This is a genomic window from Kitasatospora sp. NPDC088742 (assembly GCF_055584905.1).
On the sequence record NZ_JBVJLD010000011.1, the window covers coordinates 32,337 to 51,149 of the forward strand.

Consider the following 18,813-nt stretch of genomic DNA (forward strand, 5'->3'; position numbering starts at 1 on the left):
CCTAGGCGGCGTGGTGGGTGAAGGCGCTGCGGTAGGCGGCCGGGGTCATGCCGAGCTGGCGGTTGAGGTGCTGGCGGAGCGACTCGCCGGAGCCGAGGCCGCTGCGGCGGGCCACCTGGTCGACGGTGAGGGTGGTGGTCTCCAGGAGTTCGCGGGCCCGCAACAGCCGCTGCTGGAGCAGCCATCGGAACGGGGTCACCCCGGTCTCGGCGGTGAAGCGGCGGCTCAGCGTCCGGGTGCTGACGCCGGCCCGGGAGGCCAGGTCCCGCAGTGAGATCGGCCGGTCCAGGTGTCCGAGCGCCCAGACCCGGGCCGCGTCCAGGGTGGAGTCGGTCTCGGCCGGCAGCGGGGTCCGCACGAACTGCGCCTGGCCGCCCTGGCGCACCGGGGTGACCACGGCGGCGCGGGCCGCCGCGTTGGCCGCCGCCGCACCGTGGTCGCGGCCGATCAGGTGCAGGCACAGGTCGATCCCGGCGGCCGAGCCCGCACCGGTGACGATCCGCCCGTCCTCGGCGAACAGCCGGTCGGCGTCCACCCGCACCGCGGGGAAGGCCCGCCGGAGTTCCTCGGCCAGCGCCCAGTGGGTGGTGGCGGTGCGGCCGTCGAGCAGCCCGGCCTGGGCGAGGACGAAGGCGCCGCTGCAGATCGAGGCGATCCGCTTGCCCGCGGCGGCCGCCTCCCGCAGGGCGTCCAGCGCGGCCGGGTCGGCGTCGTGCCGGCTGGCGGTCGAGGGGACGATCACGGTGTCCGCCGCCGCGACCGCCCGGAGGCCGTGCCGGATCACCACGTCGATGCCGCCGGAGGCCGCGACCGTACCGGGCTCGGCCGTGCACACCGTCACCTCGTAGCCGGGGCGTCCGCCGAGCTCGACCGCACCGAGCAGGGTGGCCGGCATGGAGAGGTCGAAGGGCTTGACCGCAGGGACGGCCAGGACGGCGACACGGTGCATGGTGGCTCGATCCTTGGGTCCGGTGGCATTCGGGCCACTCACCCTACTCCGTTGCCGCACGGCAGAGTTGGGCCTGCGGCAGGGCCCCGCCGAGCACGTCTCCCGACCGGGAGGCGTTCCACCGTGAGCAGGACGGAGACACCACCATGGCCGGATCGGGCGTCATCGGATCAGTCGTCATCGGAGCGGGCGCGACCGGGGCCGCGACCGCCAGGAGGCTGGCCGGGAGCGGCGAGCGGGTCCGCCTCGTCACCCGCAGCGGCAGCGGACCCGAGCACCCCGGGATCGAACGGATCGCCCTGGACGCGGGCCGCACCGAGGAGTTGGCCGAGGTGCTGGCCGGAGCGGGCACGGTGGTCAACGCCGCCATGACCGCCTACCACACCTGGCCGGAGACCATGCCGCCGCTGTTCGCGTCGATCCTCGCCGCGACCGAGCGGGCCGGGGCCGACTACGTGATGCTCGGCAACCACTACGGCTACGGGCCGGCCGCCGGTCCGGTCACCGAGCGCACCCCGATGACCGCGCGGACCAGGAAGGGCCGGGTGCGGGCCGAGCTGTGGCGGCAGGCCGAACAGGCCCATGCCGAAGGGCGGTTGAGGGTCACCGAGGTACGGGCGGGCGAGTACCTGGGCCCGGGCGCGGTCTCGCCCTTCACCCTGCTGGTGGCGCCCCGGGTCCGCGCGGGCGAACTGACCCTCGTCCACGGTGACCCCGACGCGGCACACGCCTTCTCGTACACCGAGGACGTCGCGGCGGCCCTGGTGGCGGTGGCCGGTGACGACCGCTCCTGGGGACGGGCCTGGCACGCCCCGGTCGTCACCGCGACCGTGCGCGAGGCCGCGGCCGTCCTGGCCGGGCTGCACGGGGCGCCCGAGCCGCGGTTGGAGCCGCTCACCGAGCGGGAGTTGACGCTGCTCTCCTTCACCGATCCGGTGTGGGGCGAGTTCGCCGAGATGGGCTACCTGTCCGAGCGGCCGTTCCTGGTGGACGACAGCGACCTCCGCGACACCTTCGGGATCGAGGCCTCGACGCTCCGTGAGGCCCTGGCGGGCGGAGGCCGGGGCTGAGGGAGTGTCAGGCGGCCGGCTGCCAGAGGCCACGGGCGGCGAGCAGCGGCAGCACGTTCTCGCCGACCCAGTAGGCCTCCTCCAGGTGCGGGGCGCCGGAGAGCACGAACTCGTCGACGCCGAGGCGGTGGTACTCCTCGATCAGGTCGGCCACCTCGGCGTGGCTGCCCACCAGCGCGGTGCCCGCCCCGCCGCGCACCAGGCCGATCCCGGCCCAGAGGCCGGGCGAGACCTCCAGCCGCTCCGCCGAGCCGCCGTGCAGCAGTCGCATCCGGCGCTGGCCCTCCGACTCGCTGCGGGCCAGCGCCCGCTGGGTGGCGGCGATCCGGGCCGGGTCCATCCCGGCCAGCAGCCGCCGGGTCTCGGCCCAGGCCGCCGCCGAGTCGTCCCGGCTGATCACGTGCAGCCGGATGCCGAAGCGCGGGCTGCGCCCGTGCCGGGCCGCCGCCGCCCGGACCCGCCCGATCTTCTCGGCCACCATCGCGGGCGGCTCGCCCCAGGTGAGGTAGACGTCCGCGTGCCGGGCGGCCACCTCGACCGCCTCCGGGGAGGAGCCGCCGAAGTACACCTCCGGCACCGGATCCGGGAGGCGGGTCAACTCGGCTCCCTCGACCCGGAGATGGGCGCCGTGGTGGTCCACCCGCTCGCCGCGCCAGAGCCGGCCGGTGATCTCCAGGAACTCGGCCGTCCGGGCGTACCGGGCGGCCTTGTCGAGGAAGTCCCCGTAGGCGCGCTGCTCGGCCGACTCGCCGCCGGTGACCACGTTGAGCAGCAGTCGGCCGCCGGACTGGTTCTGGTAGCTCGCGGCCATCTGGGCGGCCAGGGTCGGGCTGAGCTGACCCGGGCGGAAGGCGACCAGGTACTTCAGCCGCTCGGTCACCTGGGTCAGCATCGCCGTGGTGAGCCAGGCGTCCTCGCACCAGGCGCCGGTCGGGGTGAGCGCCCCGGTGAAGCCCAACTGCTCGGCGGTGCGGGCGATCTGGCCCAGGTAAGCGATGCTCGGCGGCCGGTCGGTGCCGGCCGTGCCGGGGGTCGAGCCGTGGCCGCCGCCGACCACCTGACGGCTGTCGCCGGTGGTGGGCAGGAACCAGTGCGCGGTCAGTGCCATCGGGCTCAGCCCCTCGGGTCGGCGGTGTAGCCGCCGTAGCCGCCGTCGTGGTGGACCAGCGGCGCGCCGCCCTCGGTGTCCGCCGCCACCACCTCGCCGACCACCAGCAGATGGTCGCCGACCGGTGTGATCTGCACCGTCCGGGCGGTCAGCCGGGCGGCGGCGCCGGGGAGCAGCGGGGTGCCGTGCGGGCCGGTGTGCCAGTCCGTCCCGGCGAACCGGTCGATGCCGCTGCGCGCGAAGCGGTCCGCCAACTCCCGCTGCCCGTACCGGAGCACGTGCACGGTGAAGGCCTCGGCGGCCCGGACGGCGGGCGCGGAGGAGGCGGTGGCGGAGACGTAGAAGGAGACCAGGGCCGGGTCCAGGCTCACCGAGGTGAAGGAGGTCGCGGTGAAGCCGGCCGGTCCGGCGGGCCCGGTGGCGGTGATCACGGTGACCCCGGAGGCGTACCGGCGGAGCGTGGAGCGCAGCAGGTCCGCCGGGGTGGCGGTGGCCGGGCGGTCGTCGATGGTGGTCATGCCTGGACTCCTCGGGTGTGCGCGGGCGCCGGGTGCGCCGCGGTGGTCAGCTGGGCGGGCAGGTGCGGGCCGCCGCGCAGGCGCTCCAGCCACTGCACCACGGCCGCCGCGACGCTGCGGTGGGGGGCGTCGTTCAGCACGTCGTGGCGGCCGTCGGTGACCAGCACCAACTCGGCGCCCAGCCGGGCCGCGTGACGGTGGGCGGTGGCGGGCGGCGAGACCGGGTCGGCCCCGCCGTGCAGCAGCAGGACGGGCAGTGCGGGGGCGGCCCGCCCGGCGGCTTCGCCGAGCCCGGCCGGGACGGGCTCGGCGAGCGCGCCGGGGCGGAAGTCCGGGTCGGCGTCGAGCAGGCCCCGGTGCGCGGGGCAGGCGGTGCGCGCCGTCAACTCATCCTCGGGGTCGGTGAGTTCACCGGCGGGCAGGCCGGCCAGCAGGAGGCCGTCGGGGGCGGCGGTGGCGGCGGAGACCAGGGCGTGCAGCGCGCCGGTGTCCGAGCCGGCCAGCACCACCGGTGCGCCGTCCGGGAGTTGGGCCCGGGCCTCGGCGGCCAGGTCGGCCAGGTCGCCCGGGGCGGTGGTGGCCGGCGGCAGCGCGACGACCCGGTAGCCGTCGAAGGCCAGCCGCCGGCCGAACCGCTGGTAGACGCCCGGGTGTTCGCCCCGGCCGGGGAGCAGCAGCACCGCGCCCCGGACGGCGGTGCCGACGGCCGGCTCCCAGACGGCGGACTCGGCGGCGGCGGTCGTGGTGGCGGTGCTCATCGGGCGGCCACCGCGTGCTCGGCGCGGGCGGTGGCCTCGGCCTGCTCGGACGCCTCACGAGCCTTCAGCGCATCGCGGCGGGCGACCTCCTGACGCACCAGCGGCAGCAGCTCGCGGCCGTAGTCGACCGCGTCCTCCAGCGGGTCGTAGCCCCGGATCAGCAGGGTGGTGGCGCCGAGGTCCACGTAGTCGAGCAGGGCCTGCGCAACGGTCTCCGGGGTGCCGACCAGGGCGGTGGAGTTCCCGGCCGCGCCGGTCGCGGCGGCGGGGGCGGTCCACAGTGCCCGGTCGTGCCGGTCGCCCTTGGCGGCGGCGGCCAGCAGACGCTGCGAGCCGACGTTCTGCGGAGTGGCGCCGGGGCCGGCCGGGAGCACCTGGCGGCGGCCGCCGAAGACGTCGCCGCGCTCCCTGATGGTGGCCAGGATCCCGTGCGCCCGCTCCCAGGCCTCGTCCTCGGTGCGGCCCAGGATCGGCCGGAACGAGATGCTGATGCCCGGCACCTCGGTGCGCCCCGCCGCGAGGGCGGCGGCCCGGACCGAGGCGATCTGCTGCGCGGTCTCGGCCAGCGGCTCGCCCCAGAGCGCGAAGGTGTCCGCGTGCTTGCCGCCGACCCGGTAGGCGGCCTCGGAGGAGCCGCCGAAGAACAGCGGGATGCGCGGCTGCCGGGCGGGCCGGACCTCGGACTTGAAGTCGGCGAAGCGGTAGTACGGGCCCTCGTGGTCGAAGGGCTCCTCCTCGGTCCAGGCCCGGGTGAGCACGGTCAGGTAGTCGTCGGTGCGGGCGTAGCGCTCGTCCTTGGAGAGGTAGTCGCCGTCCCGGCGCTGCTCGGCGTCGTGGCCGCCGGTGATGATGTGCACGGCCACCCGGCCGCCGGAGAACTGGTCCAGGGTGGCGAAGGTGCGGGCCGCCACCGTCGGGGCGATGAAGCCGGGCCGGTGGGCGATCAGCAGGCCGAGCCGCTCGGTGTGCGCGGCGGCGTAGGCGGCGACCTGGTTGGGGTCGGGGCTGGCGGAGGAGTGGGCGACCAGGACGCGGTCGAAGCCGGCCTCCTCGTGGGCCCGGGCGAACCGGCGGGTGTAGTCCGGGTCGACCACCGGGCCGTGGGCCGGGCGGGTCTCCGAGACGTCGTGGGTGGAGATCATGCCGATGAACTCGACGGACATGGCGAACTGCCTTTCGGGTCGGAGGGGTCGGAGGGGTCAGAGGGGTCGGGGAAGACCGCGGAGCAGGGCGGCCCGGCCCCGGGCGAGCAGGACGGTGTCGTCCTGCGGGGTGTGCACCCGGCTGCAGAGCACGTCGCGCAGGTGGCGTTGGAGCGGGTGACGGCGGGTCAGGCCGGGGTTGCCGGTGAGCGCGACGGCGCGCTGGACGGAGTCGACCGCGGCCCGGGTGGCCAGCAGCTTGGCGCCGGGGCTCTCCTCGGCGGCCCGTGCCTCGCTGAGGTCCACGGCCTCGGCGAGTGCGGTCACCAGCCGTTCGGCGCCGGTGAGTTCGACCTCGATGCCACCGAGTTCGGTCTGGAACCGGGGGAGGGTGGCGAGCGGGGCGCCCAGGGCGGTCGGGGTGCGCTCGTGCAGGAAGCCGGTGAGCCAGGACTGCGCGGCCCGGGCCACGCCCAGGTAGAGGGCGGCCAGGCCGAGCGAGTTCCAGGCGCCGCCGAGGACGTCCCGGCCGCCCTCCGGGCCGGGGAGCGCCAGCCGGGCGGTGTGGTCGAGCGGGACACGCACCGCGTCGAACAGCAGGTCGTCGCTGCGGCTGGCCCGCAGCCCCAGGTGGTCCCAGGTCGGCTCGACGGTGATCCCGGGGCGGTCGCCCCGGACCAGGAAGGAGCCGACCCGGGGTTCGGTCTCCTCGGTGCGGGCCCAGACCAGCAGCCAGCGCAGCGCCGGCGCCCCGGTGGAGTAGATCTTGCGGCCGGTCAACTCCCAGGCGTCGCCCGTCTGCCGGGCCACCGTGGCGGGCAGTCCGCCGCGGACGGGGGTGCCGAGCTCCGGCTCCACCCGGACGTGGTTGACCAGGGTCGGGCGGACGGCCGACTCGGCCAGCAGTTCGGCCAGCGGCCCGGCGGGCCAGTGCGGTTCGCGGGCCTCGGCGGCGTGCGCGAACAGGGTCATCGCGGTGACCAGGGCGACCGCCGGATCACCGGCCCCGAGGGCGTGCAGGATGCGGACGGTGTCGGCCAGGCCGCCGCCGGGGCCGCCGTGGCGGTCGGCCACGGTGGCGGTCAACAGGCCCGCCCGGTGGACGAGTTCGATGCCCTCGTACGGGAAGGAGGCGTCCCGGTCGTGCTCGGCGGCCCGGTCCGCCAGGGCGGCGGTGAGCTCGGGCAGCCGGTCGAGTTCGGGAGGGCGGAGAGTGGGCATGGAGGTGCTCCGGGAGGGCGAAGGGGTGGACCGGGCGGCGGGACGGGTAGCTGACGAAATCTCAACCGGGCAGCTGCGCACGCCAGTCGGGGGAGTGGTGGCAGGCCACGGTGTGGTCCTCGGCCACCGGCCGCGGTGCGGGGAGCGCGGCGCAGGCCAGGTCGGCGAACGGGCAGCGGTGGGCGAAGGTGCAGCCCCCGGGGCCGGCCGTGCCCGGGCCGGGCCCGCGCAGCAGGGCCAGAGCCGCCCGGCGGGACGGGTCCAGGCTCGGCGAGGCGGCGCCCAGCAGCGCGGCGTACGGGTGCGCGGGCCGCTCCAACACCTCCTGGGCGGGCCCCTGTTCGACGATCCGGCCGCGGTACAGGACGGCGATCCGGTCGGCGATCCCGGAGAGTGAGTCGAGGTCGTGCGAGATCACCACCACGGCCAGGTCCAGCTGGTGGCGGAGCCGGTCCAGCAGGCGCAGCACGTGGTTGCGGTTGGAGGCGTCCAGGGCGCTGACGGGCTCGTCCGCCAGCAGCAGCCGGGGCCGTCCGACGATCGCCCGGGCCAGCGAGACCCGCTGCCGCTGGCCGCCGGAGAGCCGGCCCGGGGTGCGGTCGGCCAACGCCTGGTCCAGGCCGACCAGTTCCAGTGCCTCGCGCACCCGCCCGTCCCGCTCGGCGCGCGGCACACCGGCCACCGCGAGCGGTTCGCCGACCAGCCGGGCCACCGTCAGGTCCGGGTCCAGCGAGCGCAGCGGGTCCTGGAACAGGTACTGCACCGCCCCGGACCGGCGGACCGCCCGGAGCCCCCGGCCGCGCAGCGCGCCGAGCTCACGGCCGTCCACGGTGATCCGCCCGGCGGTGACCGGGGCCAGGCCGACCACGGCCTTGGCGAGGGTGGTCTTGCCGGAGCCGGTCTCGCCGATCAGCCCGAGCACCTCGCCGGAGTGCGCCTCCAGGTCCACCCCGGCGAGCACGGGGGTCCGGCCGTAGCCGACCGAGAGTCCGCTGATCCGCAGGGCGGGGACGGTGCGGGTGGTGGTGGTCATACGGTGGCCTCCGTTCGAAGTCCGCTGGGAAGGACGGTGGTCGACGATCCGCCGAGCGCCAGGTCCGCGGCCCGGACACAGCGCACCCGGCGGTCGGGGCCGGCCGGGGCGAGGGTGACCTCGGCGGCGGTGCAGGCGGCGGTGGCGTAGTCGCAGCGGGCGGCGAAGCGGCAGCCGGGGGCGGCCGTACCGGGCTCGGGCGGGCGGCCCGGGATGACGGTCAGTTCGCGCCGGTCGCGGCGGCCGAGCGAGGCGACCCGGAGCAGCGCCTCGGTGTACGGGTGCGCGGGGGCGGCGACCACCTCGGCGGTGGGGCCCTCCTCGACGATCTCCCCGGCGTAGAACACCAGGATCCGGTCGGAGACCTCGGCCACCACCGCCAGGTCGTGACTGACCAGCAGCAGGGCCAGCCCGCGCTCCCGGCGCAGCCGGTCGAGCAGGTCGAGCACCTCGGCCTGGACCACGGTGTCCAGCGCGGTGGTGGCCTCGTCGGCCACCAGCAGGCCCGGATCCTGGGCGATCGCGACGGCGATCAGGACGCGCTGGAGCATGCCGCCGGAGAGCTCGTGCGGGTAGCTGTCGTGGACGGCCCGCGGATCGCGCAGGCCGACCGCCCGGAACAGCTCCTCCGCCCGGCGGCGGGCCTCGGCCCGGCTCAGGCCGAGCCGGGTGCGCAGCGGCTCGCCGAGCTGGCGGCCCACGGTGAGCGCGGGGTTGAGGTAGGAGCCGGGATCCTGGAAGACGGCGCCCAGGCGCTCGCCGCGCAGCCGCTGCCACTGACGGCCGGTCAGGCCGGTCAGCTCGACGGACGGGTGGCCGCCGTCGGGCGAGGGGCCGAGCGCGATCCGTCCGGCCTGGACCTCCACCCCGGGGGCGAGCAGGCCGAGCACCGAGCGGCAGGTGAGGGTCTTGCCGCTGCCGGACTCGCCGACCAGGGCGACGGCCTCGCCGGGGCGGACGGTGAAGGAGACGTCCCGGACCGCCTCGGTGCGGCCGTGCCCCACCGTCACGTGCAGTCCGTCGACGCGCAGCGCCTCGCCCTCGGACGGAGCGTCAACCGCCGGTCGTGCCACGGGGGTCGGGCTCCGCCGGGCCGGGCCGGGCTCGGCGCCGTCGCGGTCGGCCAGCGCGTCGGCGAGCAGGTTGAGCGCCCCGACGGTGAGCACGATCAGGGCGGCCGGCACGGCCGGGGCCCAGGGCTGCTGGGCGAGGTAGCCGAGGTCGCCGGCCAGCATGCCGCCCCAGGTCGGGGCGGGCGGCTGGACGCCGATGCCCAGGAAGGTCAGCGAGGAGACCGCCAGCAGGCTGGTGGCCAGCGCATGGGCGGTGGTCACGGCCACCGTCGGCAGCACCTTGCGCCAGGTGTGCACCCGCAGGATCCAGGCCCGGGAGGCGCCCATCAGCTCGGCCGCCTCGACGTACTGGGCGCGGTCCAGGCCGAGGGCGGCGGCCCGCACCACCCGGAAGAACAGCGGGGAGAGCAGCACCCCGAGCGCGGTCATCGCCTGGTGCGGGCCGTTGCCGAGCAGGCCGACGGCGGCGATCGCGAAGAGCGTGAACGGAAGGGTCATCAGGGAGTCCACCGCGCGCAGCGCCAGCCAGCCGCCGGCCGGGCCGAAGCGGACCGAGAGCAGCCCCGGCACCACCCCGAGCAGGGCGGCCACCGCGACCGCCTCGACGGCGGCCAGCACCGAGAGCCCGGTGCCGGCCAGCAGCCGGCTGAGCACGTCCCGGCCCAGGTAGTCGGTGCCCAGCAGGTGGCCGGTGCCGGGGCCGCGCAGGGCGGCGGCGGTGTCCTGGGCCAGCGGGTCGAGCGGGGCGAGGGCTCCGCCGAACAGTGCCAGCAGCAGGACCACGGCCAGCACGGCCGGCGCGGCGCGGGCCACCGGCGTCCGCGGGGCGGTCACCGGGCACCTCCGGTGATGGGGCGGGCCCGGCGGCGGGCCGCCGGGTTGAGCAGGTACAGCAGGGCGTCCACGGTGAGGTTGGCGACCAGCACCACCGCGACGGTGACCAGCAGGGTGCCCTGGATCACCGGCACGTCGTGCTGTTCGGCGGCCCGGAGCGAGAGTTGGGCGATGCCGGGCAGGTTGAAGATCCGCTCGGTGACCACCGCGCCGCCGATCAACACCGGCACGCTCATGCCGAGCACGGTGACGGCCGGCCCGGCCGCGTTGCGCAGGGCGTGCCCGAGCAGCACCCGCCGCCCGGACAGGCCGCGCATCACCGCGCCGGTGGCGTAGTTGCGACGTAGCTCGGCGACCAGCGAGGTGCGCAGCTGGCGGGCGATCCCGGCGGCCGCGTCCAGGCTGAGGGCCAGCGCGGGCAGCACGGCGAACCGCAGCCACTGGGCCGGGTCCTGACCGAACGGCACGTAGCCGCCGGAGGGCAGCAGCCGGAGCTGGACGGCGACCAGGGTGATCAGACCGATCGCGATCACGAAGGCGGGCAGGGTGCCCAGCAGGGTGCAGAGGGCGGTGACCGCCCGGTCCACCCGGCGGCCGTGGTGCAGCGCCGCCGCGATCCCGGCGCCGCCGCCCAGCAGCACGGCCAGCAGCAGGGCCAGTCCGGCGATCGAGAGGTCCACCGGCAGCGCGGTGGCGATCGAGTCGGCCACCGGCACGGTGGTGAACCAGGAGACCCCGAGGTCCCCGCCGAGCGCGTGCAGCAGCCAACTGCCGTACTGCACCGGCAGCGGACGGTCCAGGCCGAAGGCGTGGTCGAGGCGGGCGATGTCGGCCGGGGTGGCGGTCTCGCCGAGCACGGCGGCGGCCGGGTTGGCGTCGGAGACCGCGCCGAGGCCGAAGGTGAGCAGCGAGGAGAGCAGGAAGACCGTCGCGGTGCTGCCCAGCACCCGCCCCAGCGGGCGGGGTGCCCGGGCCGCCGCCCGGCGGATCAGGAGCGGTGCCCGACCCGCCTTCGGGAGCGGGACGGTGGCGCTCATGACGCGGTCACCCCCTCGAAGCGCTGGACCACGGTGAAGGACGGGATCGGCGAGACCGACTTCCGGCGGGCCAGCAGGCGCGGCACGCTGTAGAGGAAGGTGTTGGGCATGGTGCGGACGGCGAGCGCGGTCGCGGCCTGGAGCACCTTCGGGTAGTCGGGAGAGTCCAGCGGGGTGCGCGAGACGAGCTCCACGGCCGCGGTCAGCTCCGGCGGAGTGCGCCGGCCCGGGTTCATCAACCCCTGCTCGCCGAACAGGACCTGGAAGGCCTGGGCGGCCGAGTCGCGGCCCGCGAACTGGTCGCTGGCCAGCGCCTTCGTGTGCTGGATGTACATGATCTGGGTGGCCTGGGCGGCCGGGATCACATCGATCGAGGCCCGGATGCCGACCTCCTTCAGCTGGGCCTGGAGCTGCTCGGGCAGGCCCTGCGCGGCGGTGGTGGTCAGCGCGAGGTCGACCCCGTCCGGGTGGCCGGCCTCGGCCAGCAGGGTGCGGGCCCTGGCCGGGTCGTACCGGAAGGCGTCCGCGAGCGCGGGGTCGTGGCCCACGTAACCCTTCGGGAAGGGCTGGTAGTTGACCTCCCCGTGGCCGAACAGCTGGGTCTTCACCAGGGCCTCGCGGTCGATCGCGTACTTGAGCGCCTCGACCACCTTGGGGTTGTCGAACGGAGCCTTCTCGATGTTCACGTCCAGCACCGCGACCACCAGCGAGGGGATCTCCTGCACCTCCAGCCCGGCGGCCTTGGCGGCGGCCACCTGGCTGCCCGGGATCTGCGCCACGTCGAACTGCCCGGACTGCAGCCCGGCCACCACGGTGGCGGCGTCCGGCAGCGGGTGCAGCTCGAAGTTCTCCAGCCCGATCGAGGCGGCGTCCCAGTAGGACGGGTTGCGCCTGAGCACCGCCTTGGCGTTCTGGGTGTACGAGACCAGGGTGAACGGGCCGGAGCCGGCCGGCCTGGTGGCCAGCGCGGCGGCGTCCGCCTCGAAGGCGGCCGGGTTGACCACCATGCCGGTCTTGCCGGCCAGCAGGTTGGGGATCTGGTAGTCGGGCTTGACCAACTGGAGCACCACGGTCTGCGGATCGGGGGCCGAGACCTCCTTGACGCTGGCCAACTGCGGTGCCACCAGCGACTTCGGGGCCGTCCGGCCCCGGTCCAGGCTCTTCTTGACGGCGATGGCGTCCAGCGGGGTGCCGTCCGAGAAGGTCAGGCCGGAGCGGAGCTTGAAGGTCACCGAGCCGCCGTCCTGGCCGTACGACCAGGAGGTGGCGAGGGCCGGGACGGCGTCGCCCTTCTCGTCCAGCTTGGTCAGACCGGCGTACACCAGGGAGAGCCCGTGCACGTCCCAGCCGGCCGAGGAGAACACCGGATCCCACGAAGTCGGGAGCGCCCAGCCCCACTTGAGGGTGCCGCCCGCCGCGCCACCGCCGCCTGCCCCGGCCGTCCCGGCGTCACCGCAGGCCGCCAGGGCCAGTGAGGCGCCGAGGCCGAGGCCCAGGCCGAGCAGCGATCGTCTGCCGAGCAGGGGGCGGGTCGGGGAGGAGCTGGTCATGACGGATCGTCACCTTTCGTGGTGGGCGCGGGGTGGTGCGCGTCGGGGCACGGCGTGGCGGACGCGGCGAAGTGGGGTGCCGTGGAGGAGGGCGCGGCGAAGGAGGTGCGACGGGGCGGAGCGCGAGGGCGCTACGGGCGGGGCCCGGTCAACAACAGGGCCCGGCGAGCGGCCGGCGGGGCCGCGTCTGCGTCGGGGTCATGGGCTCATCCTGGCCAGCCGCGCGACGCGCTGTCAATGGACACCAAAAGGTGTCTGATTGCTCCCAGGCTGCTGCAATGCGCGCTCAACACGCCGTTCACAGAGGGACGTTCAGTCGGTCACGGAGGGCCGGTGCGGGCCCGTGGTCCGGCGGCGCAAGGCTGCGCCGGACCACGGGCGTGTGACGTCTCAGTGTCCCGGCGCGACCTCGGCCAGGGCGGCGCGGTACTCCTCGACCGGGCGCCAGCCCGGCACCACCCGGCAGCCGGCCGGGCCGCTGAACACCAGGGTGGGCAGCGCATAGCGGTGGCCGTCCTCGGTCTCCTTGGCCGCGCCCGGGTGCGGGCCCGCACCGCGCAGGCCGATCACCTCGGGCGCCGGGCGGCGCGCCTCGGCCCGGTCCCGGGCCACTCGGGCGCGCACCCGCGGTCCGGCCGCCTCGGCCCTCAGTCGGGCCAGGTCCAGGCCGGGCACCCCGGCCAGCGCGGCCGCCACCCGCTCGGGGGTGTCGGCCGGCTCGCCCCGGACGAAGGCGCTCTCCCGCAGCCGCCACAGAACCCGTTCGGCTACCAACGGCCCTTGGGTCTCGGCCGCGGCGGCCGCGAGCGAGGAGGGCCAGCTGCTGGCGGCCACCCAGCGCAGCTCGGCGGTGCACGGGGCTCCGGTGTGCCCGGCGATCTCGGCGACGTACCGGGCGAACCACGCGGTCTCGGCCGCCGGATCGGGGGCGGGCTCCTCGTCCTCGTCGAAGAGGATGGCGAACACCCGCCGGTGCCTCACCGCCCCGCCCAGCTCCTGCCGCAGCCGCCGCAGCCGGGGCTCGGCCCCCCAGGACCACGGGCACATCGGGTCGGTGAACTCGACGACCTCCACCGGGCCCGCCGCGGGCCGCGTCATACCGGCGTCACCTGCCTGGTCCGGCCCACCAGTTGGGCCACCGTGGTGCCGGTGAGGATCTCCACGGCGCGGTCCTCGACGCTGCGCCAGACGGCGGGCAGGCCGTGTGCCGGGCCGGGGTAGTCCAGGCCGGCCAGCGGCTCGCCGCGCAGGGTGATCACCTCGCCGTCCACCGCGCGCACCACGTCCAGCAGGGTGATCCGGTCGGCGGCCCGGCCCAGCCAGTAGCCGCCCTCGCAGCCGCGCTGGCTGCGCACCAGCCCGGCCCGGCGCAGCTCGCCCACCACGGACTTGAGGAAGCGGAACGGAATGCCCTGGGCGTCGGCTATGGCCTCGCAGGTGAGCGGGCGGGACGTGTCGCAGGCGAGCTCGACCAGAGCCCGCGCGGCGTAGTCCGCCTTGGCGGAGATATGCATGGGCCGAGTATCCCCCGGCCGGGTGGATGCTCAAGTCCCTTGTCAGGCGCGGGGTGTGGCGCGCGGCGGGAAAGGACACCTCTTGACATCCTTTCGCCGCTGGGCCTAGCGTCCGAACCCCGGCCGGGCCGTTCTGCCGGGGCGCCGTGACCGCGCGCCCCGGGCCCGCTGCCGCTGCCTGCCGCGCTGCCCGCAGGCCCTCCACCGCTTCCCCGACCGAGGAGCCGCCATGTCCACCGCCCCCCTGCCGGACCGTCAGACCGAGGGGACCGAGCCGACCGTGGCGGGCACCGGCTTCCACCCGCACCTGTCCGACGGCGAGCCGGCCCAGGGGGGAGGGCTGCGCGCGCGGCTGCACCACGTCAAGGCCGGGGAGCTGGACGGCGACACCGCGCAGACCGGCGGGATGCGGCGGTTCGCGGCGATCAGCGGGCGGACCGTCGGCTCGGAGAAGCTCTGGATGGGGCAGACCCACGTCGCCCCGTCCACCTCCTCCTCCGACCACCACCACGGCGAGTCGGAGACCGCCATCCACGTGGTCAGCGGGCACCCCGAGTTCGTCTTCGTCGACGACTCCTCCGGCGCCCCGGAGGAGGTCCGGCTGCGCACCGGGCCGGGGGACTACGTCTTCGTGCCGCCGTTCGTCCCGCACCGCGAGGAGAACCCGGACCCGACCGAGGAGGCCGTGGTGGTGATCGCCCGCAGCACCCAGGAGGCGATCGTGGTCAACCTGCCGAGCCTGTACGTCTCCGGGCCCACGGAGTAGCGGCCTTCCCCCGCGCGGGGGAGCGGCGGGCCGTCCCTGCGGGCGATGTGCCGGAGGGGGCCGGCGCGGGATCGTCGTGGTGGCGCACAGGGGGTGCGCCGCTGCGAGGAGATGAGGGACCGTCATGCGCAAGGTGCTTCCGGTGATCGCCCTGGCCGCCTGCCTGGTGGCCGCCGCCGCCCCGGTGGCCACGGCCGCGCCCGTGGTGCCGCCGCACGGTGCGGGCTGGGTCTCGGCCTTCGAGCCGGTGGCCGGGCCGGACCGGCCGGGGCTGCGCCTGCTGCGCGGCTCCGGCCGACTGGACCTGCACGGACCGGTGCCCACCCTGCCGGACCGGATCGACCTGGCGGTGGACGCCTTCGGGGTCGCCGGGCCGGGCGGCGGGGAGCCGCTGCTGTCCGGCGGCCGGATGACCATGCAGCACGCCTTCGAGGGCGAGGGCACCGTACGGATCACCGCCTCGGTGGACTGCGTGACCCTGACCGGCGCGGCTGGGGCGGTGGTGACCGGGCGGGTGGAGACCTTCACGGTCCTGCCGGTCGGGCAGCCCGCCCCGCCGGTGGTCACCGACTGGCACCCGGAGGTGTCGCTCTCCTTCCACCGGGACGCCGACGGCCAGCGGCGGATCGCTTGGTCCGGCGTGCCGGGCAAGGATGACCCGACCGCGCCGCCGAAGGCGTTCCGCTGCCAGGCCCCGGCCGCCGGGCCGGGGCTCTACCTGATCGACGGCGGGTTCGCGCTGCGGCGCTGAGCCCCCGTCAGGCCGGCGGGTGCAGGACCTTCGGAAGGTGGGGGAGGGTGAAGCCGAAGCGCTCGTCGTAGGCGGCCAGGGTCTCGGCCTCGGTGAGCTCCTCCACGGTGCGGGTGCCGTCCGGCGCGGTGTGGATCAGGCGGGTGCCGCTGAGGGTGATCCGGCCGTCGTGGGTGAGCCGGGAGCAGGTGGTGGAGCGGGTGAAGTGCGAGTCGGGCGAGGTGGTCTGCCACCAGCAGGTCCGCACGAAGTCGGCCATCTCCCGGGGGCGTTGCTCCAGCCGGTACTGGGGTTCACCGCCCTGGAGGACGGTCAGGTCCTCGCCGTCCCGGCGGACGGTGAACTCGCCGGCCGGGTCCTGCTGCGGGGTGGTCAGGTCCAGCCGCAGCGGCTCCTCGGTGAAGCGGCCGAAGCCGACGTCCGCCAGCCAGGGCTGCTCCAGGTCCACCCGCAGGGCCAGATGGTCGAAGACCGGGGTGACCACACCGGGAGCGGCGTGCACCCCGGCGGCCAGCAGGCTCACCCGGTAGCCCAGGGCGCGCAGCAACTCGGCGAACAGCCCGTTGAGTTCGTAGCAGAACCCGCCCCGGCGGCGCCCCACCACCTTGTCGAACAGGGCGCTGGTCTCCAGCGGGACGGGTTCGCCGAGGTGGATGCTCAGGTTCTCGAACGGGACGGCGTGCAGGTGGGCGCGGTGCAGCGCGGCCAGCGCCGCGTGGTCCGGCCGGTCCGGGCGGGTGGCGCCGATCCGGGCCAGGTAGGCGTCCACCTGGGCGGGGGTGAGGGCGGTAGGTGTGTGTTCCACCCGGCCATTCCACCCCGCCGCCCCGAGGCGCGCAAGATCGCCCGGGTGGTGCGGCGGCTGACGTGGCATCAGCCGCCGCACCCCCGCGCGGGGCGGGTCAGCGCGGGGACTTGGCCCGCTCGACCTGCTGGGTGCCGGAGCGGGTGCGGTAGCCGCGGGCCCAGCGGCTGGTGGCGTCCTTCTTCGTGCGGTCGGAGAGCACGTAGTAGTCCATCTGGACCGCCTCCGGCGTGACGTCCAGGACGCCGTAGCCGTGTGAGTCGAGGTCCACCCACTTGATGTGCGGGTTGGCCGCCTGGATCGCCCCGGCGGCGAGCAGCGAGACGGTCTGCGGGGCGACCTTGAGGAAGTCGTCGATGTTGTCCGAGGTGACCGAGGTGACGGTGAACTCGGTGGCCGCGCTGCCCGAGAGCGGGTAGGTGGCCGCCTCGTTGGGGACGTCGGAGGCCCAGGCGGAGTGGATGTCGCCGGTCAGGAAGACCGTGTTGCGGATGCCCCGGTCCTTCAGGTGGCCGAGCAGCTCGCGCCGGTCGTGGGTGTAGCCGTCCCACTGGTCCGGGTTGACGGCCAGGCCCTCGCCGGGCAGGCCGAGCAGCTGGGCCAGCGGGCGCAGCAGGTAGCCGGGCAGCGAGAGGAAGGCCACCGGCGAGATCATCACCGAGTTGCCGACCAGCCGCCAGGTGGTGTCCGAGGCGGACAGCCCGGCCTTCAGCCAGTCCAGCTGGGCCCGGCCGGTGATGGTGCGGTCCGGGCTGTCCACCCCGGAGGTGGCGGCCTTGGCCTGCTCGGAGCGGAAGGAGCGCAGGTCCAGCAGCGAGAGGTCGGCCAACTTGCCGTAGCGCAGCCGCCGGTAGGTGGTGCCGGTGAACGAGGGGCGGACCGGCATCCACTCGAAGTAGGCCTGCTTGGCGGCGGCGATCCGGTCGGCCCAGCTGCCCTCGGTGCCGGGGGTGTGGTTCTCCGCGCCGCCGGACCAGGCGTCGTTGGCCACCTCGTGGTCGTCCCAGATGGCGATGGTGGGGACGGCGGCGTGCAGCGCCTGGAGGTCCGGGTCGGTCTTGTAACGGCCGTGCCGGGTGCGGTAGTCGGAGAGGTTCAGGATCTCGTGGGCCGGCGCGTGCGGGCGCACCACGCTGCCCCGGGCGGCGAACTGGCCGGTGCCGTACTCGTAGATGTAGTCGCCGAGGAAGAGGAAGGCGTCCAGGTCGCCGCGGGCCGCCAGGTGGCGGTAGGCGGAGAAGTAGCCGGCCTCCCAGTTGGCGCAGCTGGCGACGCCGAAGCGCAGGTGCGCGGTGGCGGCGTCGGTGGCCGGGGCGGTGGCGGTGCGGCCGGCCGGGGAGGTCACGCCCTCGGCGGTGAAGCGGAACCAGTAGCGGGTCGCCGGGCGCAGGCCGCGGACGTCCACCTTGACGGTGTGGTCGGTGGCGGCGCTGGTGGTGACGGTGCCGGAGGCGACCGGGGCGGTGAAGCCCTGGTCCTCGGCGATCTGCCAACCGACCTGCGTGTCGGGACCGTTGAGGGAACCGGGAAGGGCGTCGGGGGTCGGGGTGACCCGGGTCCAGAGCAGCACGCCGTCCGGGAGCGGGTCGCCGGAGGCGACGCCGTGCAGGAACTGCGGCGCGGTGGCGGCGGTGGCCGGGGCGGCCGCGGCCAGCGGGAGGGCGGCGGCACCGGCGGTCAGCGCGGCGGCCTGGAGGACCCGGCGGCGACGCGGCCGGGCGGAGGACAGGGCATCTGTGGGCTCAGTCACGTCCGACAAGGCTACTGAGCGGTAAGTGGTTGTCCAGAGGTCGCGCTGACTGTTCGTCGGCCCTTCACCGGAGCGTGGGACGGCCCGCCCTGTCGGCGGTGTGGGTGATGATGGAGCGTTAGCCCGCACAACCGAGGTGAGGACCCAGTCGTGGCCCAGATCGTCCTGTTCCACTCCGTCTACGGCCTGCGGCCGGCCGTGCACGAGGCCGCCGAGCGGCTCCGGGCCGCCGGGCACGAGGTGCACACCCCCGACTGCTTCGAGGGCCGCACCTTCGAGGACATCGAGGAGGCCATGGCGTACAAGGAGGAGCTGGGCAGCGAGGAGCTGCTGCGCCGCGCGGTGACGGCCGTCGCACCGCTGCTCGTCCCGGACGCCCGCCTGGTCTACGCCGGGTACTCGCTCGGCGCGGCCCTCGCGCAGAACCTCGCGCTGGCCGACGAGAAGGCGCTCGGCCTGCTCCTGCTGCACGGCACCTCGGACATCCGCGAGGACGCCGCCACCTCCGTCCCGGTGCAGCTGCACGTCGCCGAGCCGGACGCCTTCGAGCCCGAGGACTGGCTGAACGCCTGGTACCTCAACCTGACCAGGGCCGGGGCCGACGTCGAGGTCCACCGCTACCGGGGCGCCGGCCACCTCTTCACCGACCCCGGGCTGCCCGACTACGACGCCGAGGCGGCCGAGCGGACCTGGGCCGTGGCCCTGGACTTCCTGGCCGAGCTGGACGCCCAGGCCTGAGGCGCGGCAGTGGTCTGAGGCCCCGTCACGGTACGCGCTTCCACACGGTGAAGCCCTCCGCGGCGTAGACCCGCTCGTACCCGGCGGCCGCGCGCAGTGCGGCCGCCGTCGGGCCGGGCCAGACCGAGGCCTCGTCGGCGACCAGCCACTGCGGCACCGGCCGCCCCGCCGCGAAGGCGCCCGGGGTGAGCAGGTA

18 protein-coding genes are annotated in these 18,813 nt (G+C 75.6%); 4 read left to right on the top strand and 14 right to left on the bottom strand.

Annotation, left to right across the window (positions count from 1 at the left end; translation table 11 throughout):
* Position 1 precedes the first annotated feature (1 nt).
* Positions 2-949 (bottom strand): GlxA family transcriptional regulator, encoded by a 948-nt coding sequence (locus tag ACZ6ZR_RS11860; protein WP_465641923.1) that lies wholly within the window; start codon positions 947-949, stop codon positions 2-4.
* A gap of 146 nt (positions 950-1,095) precedes the next feature.
* Between ACZ6ZR_RS11860 and ACZ6ZR_RS11865 the strand changes: the two genes are divergently transcribed.
* Positions 1,096-2,019: an NAD-dependent epimerase/dehydratase family protein gene (locus ACZ6ZR_RS11865; protein WP_465641925.1), complete on the top strand. Its 924-nt coding sequence runs from the start codon at positions 1,096-1,098 to the stop codon at positions 2,017-2,019.
* Between the two features lie 7 nt (positions 2,020-2,026).
* On the opposite strand, the gene ACZ6ZR_RS11870 is transcribed toward ACZ6ZR_RS11865, so the two are convergent.
* From ACZ6ZR_RS11870 to ACZ6ZR_RS11920, 11 genes are all read right to left on the bottom strand, one after another.
* Positions 2,027-3,127 carry an LLM class flavin-dependent oxidoreductase gene (locus ACZ6ZR_RS11870; RefSeq protein ID WP_465641927.1) on the bottom strand — a complete coding sequence of 367 codons (1,101 nt, stop codon included), beginning with the start codon at positions 3,125-3,127 and terminating at the stop codon, positions 2,027-2,029.
* A 5-nt stretch (positions 3,128-3,132) separates the two neighbouring features.
* Positions 3,133-3,645, bottom strand: a complete 513-nt coding sequence (locus ACZ6ZR_RS11875; RefSeq protein WP_465641929.1) for a flavin reductase family protein — start codon at positions 3,643-3,645, stop codon at positions 3,133-3,135.
* Positions 3,642-4,403 (bottom strand): alpha/beta hydrolase, encoded by a 762-nt coding sequence (locus tag ACZ6ZR_RS11880; protein ID WP_465641931.1) that lies wholly within the window; start codon positions 4,401-4,403, stop codon positions 3,642-3,644. The genes ACZ6ZR_RS11875 and ACZ6ZR_RS11880 overlap by 4 nt, the downstream gene beginning before the upstream one ends.
* The gene (locus tag ACZ6ZR_RS11885; protein ID WP_465641933.1) at positions 4,400-5,566 is read right to left on the bottom strand and encodes an LLM class flavin-dependent oxidoreductase; all 1,167 of its coding nucleotides are present in this window, start codon (positions 5,564-5,566) and stop codon (positions 4,400-4,402) included. Before ACZ6ZR_RS11885 ends, ACZ6ZR_RS11880 begins: the two co-directional genes overlap by 4 nt.
* Positions 5,567-5,602: 36 nt before the next feature.
* A complete protein-coding gene (locus ACZ6ZR_RS11890; RefSeq protein ID WP_465641934.1) occupies positions 5,603-6,766 on the bottom strand; it encodes an acyl-CoA dehydrogenase family protein in 1,164 nt (387 codons plus the stop codon).
* Between the two features lie 61 nt (positions 6,767-6,827).
* Positions 6,828-7,799 (bottom strand): ABC transporter ATP-binding protein, encoded by a 972-nt coding sequence (locus tag ACZ6ZR_RS11895; RefSeq protein WP_465641935.1) that lies wholly within the window; start codon positions 7,797-7,799, stop codon positions 6,828-6,830.
* Entirely contained in the window at positions 7,796-9,706 is a 1,911-nt protein-coding gene (locus ACZ6ZR_RS11900; protein WP_465641936.1) for a dipeptide/oligopeptide/nickel ABC transporter permease/ATP-binding protein, read from the bottom strand. The genes ACZ6ZR_RS11895 and ACZ6ZR_RS11900 overlap by 4 nt, the downstream gene beginning before the upstream one ends.
* Positions 9,703-10,743 carry an ABC transporter permease gene (locus ACZ6ZR_RS11905; RefSeq protein WP_465641937.1) on the bottom strand — a complete coding sequence of 347 codons (1,041 nt, stop codon included), beginning with the start codon at positions 10,741-10,743 and terminating at the stop codon, positions 9,703-9,705. Before ACZ6ZR_RS11905 ends, ACZ6ZR_RS11900 begins: the two co-directional genes overlap by 4 nt.
* Entirely contained in the window at positions 10,740-12,293 is a 1,554-nt protein-coding gene (locus ACZ6ZR_RS11910) for an ABC transporter substrate-binding protein (protein ID WP_465641938.1), read from the bottom strand. The genes ACZ6ZR_RS11905 and ACZ6ZR_RS11910 overlap by 4 nt, the downstream gene beginning before the upstream one ends.
* A 390-nt stretch (positions 12,294-12,683) precedes the next feature.
* On the bottom strand, positions 12,684-13,391 hold the full coding sequence (locus ACZ6ZR_RS11915; protein ID WP_465641939.1) for a DsbA family oxidoreductase: 708 nt from the start codon (positions 13,389-13,391) through the stop codon (positions 12,684-12,686).
* Entirely contained in the window at positions 13,388-13,807 is a 420-nt protein-coding gene (locus ACZ6ZR_RS11920) for an RrF2 family transcriptional regulator (protein WP_465641940.1), read from the bottom strand. The genes ACZ6ZR_RS11915 and ACZ6ZR_RS11920 overlap by 4 nt, the downstream gene beginning before the upstream one ends.
* A gap of 229 nt (positions 13,808-14,036) precedes the next feature.
* Between ACZ6ZR_RS11920 and ACZ6ZR_RS11925 the strand changes: the two genes are divergently transcribed.
* Both ACZ6ZR_RS11925 and ACZ6ZR_RS11930 read left to right on the top strand, forming a co-directional pair.
* On the top strand, positions 14,037-14,573 hold the full coding sequence (locus ACZ6ZR_RS11925; protein WP_465641941.1) for a cupin domain-containing protein: 537 nt from the start codon (positions 14,037-14,039) through the stop codon (positions 14,571-14,573).
* Positions 14,574-14,697: 124 nt separating this feature from the next.
* Positions 14,698-15,324: a hypothetical protein gene (locus ACZ6ZR_RS11930; protein WP_465641942.1), complete on the top strand. Its 627-nt coding sequence runs from the start codon at positions 14,698-14,700 to the stop codon at positions 15,322-15,324.
* Positions 15,325-15,331: 7 nt separating this feature from the next.
* Here the strand turns inward: ACZ6ZR_RS11930 and ACZ6ZR_RS11935 are convergent, their stop codons facing one another.
* The gene (locus ACZ6ZR_RS11935) at positions 15,332-16,129 is read right to left on the bottom strand and encodes an arylamine N-acetyltransferase family protein (RefSeq protein WP_465641943.1); all 798 of its coding nucleotides are present in this window, start codon (positions 16,127-16,129) and stop codon (positions 15,332-15,334) included.
* 97 nt (positions 16,130-16,226) lie between these two features.
* The gene (locus tag ACZ6ZR_RS11940) at positions 16,227-17,879 is read right to left on the bottom strand and encodes an alkaline phosphatase D family protein (RefSeq protein WP_465641944.1); all 1,653 of its coding nucleotides are present in this window, start codon (positions 17,877-17,879) and stop codon (positions 16,227-16,229) included.
* Between the two features lie 150 nt (positions 17,880-18,029).
* Between ACZ6ZR_RS11940 and ACZ6ZR_RS11945 the strand changes: the two genes are divergently transcribed.
* Positions 18,030-18,617 carry a dienelactone hydrolase family protein gene (locus ACZ6ZR_RS11945; protein ID WP_465641945.1) on the top strand — a complete coding sequence of 196 codons (588 nt, stop codon included), beginning with the start codon at positions 18,030-18,032 and terminating at the stop codon, positions 18,615-18,617.
* Positions 18,618-18,813: the final 196 nt, after the last annotated feature.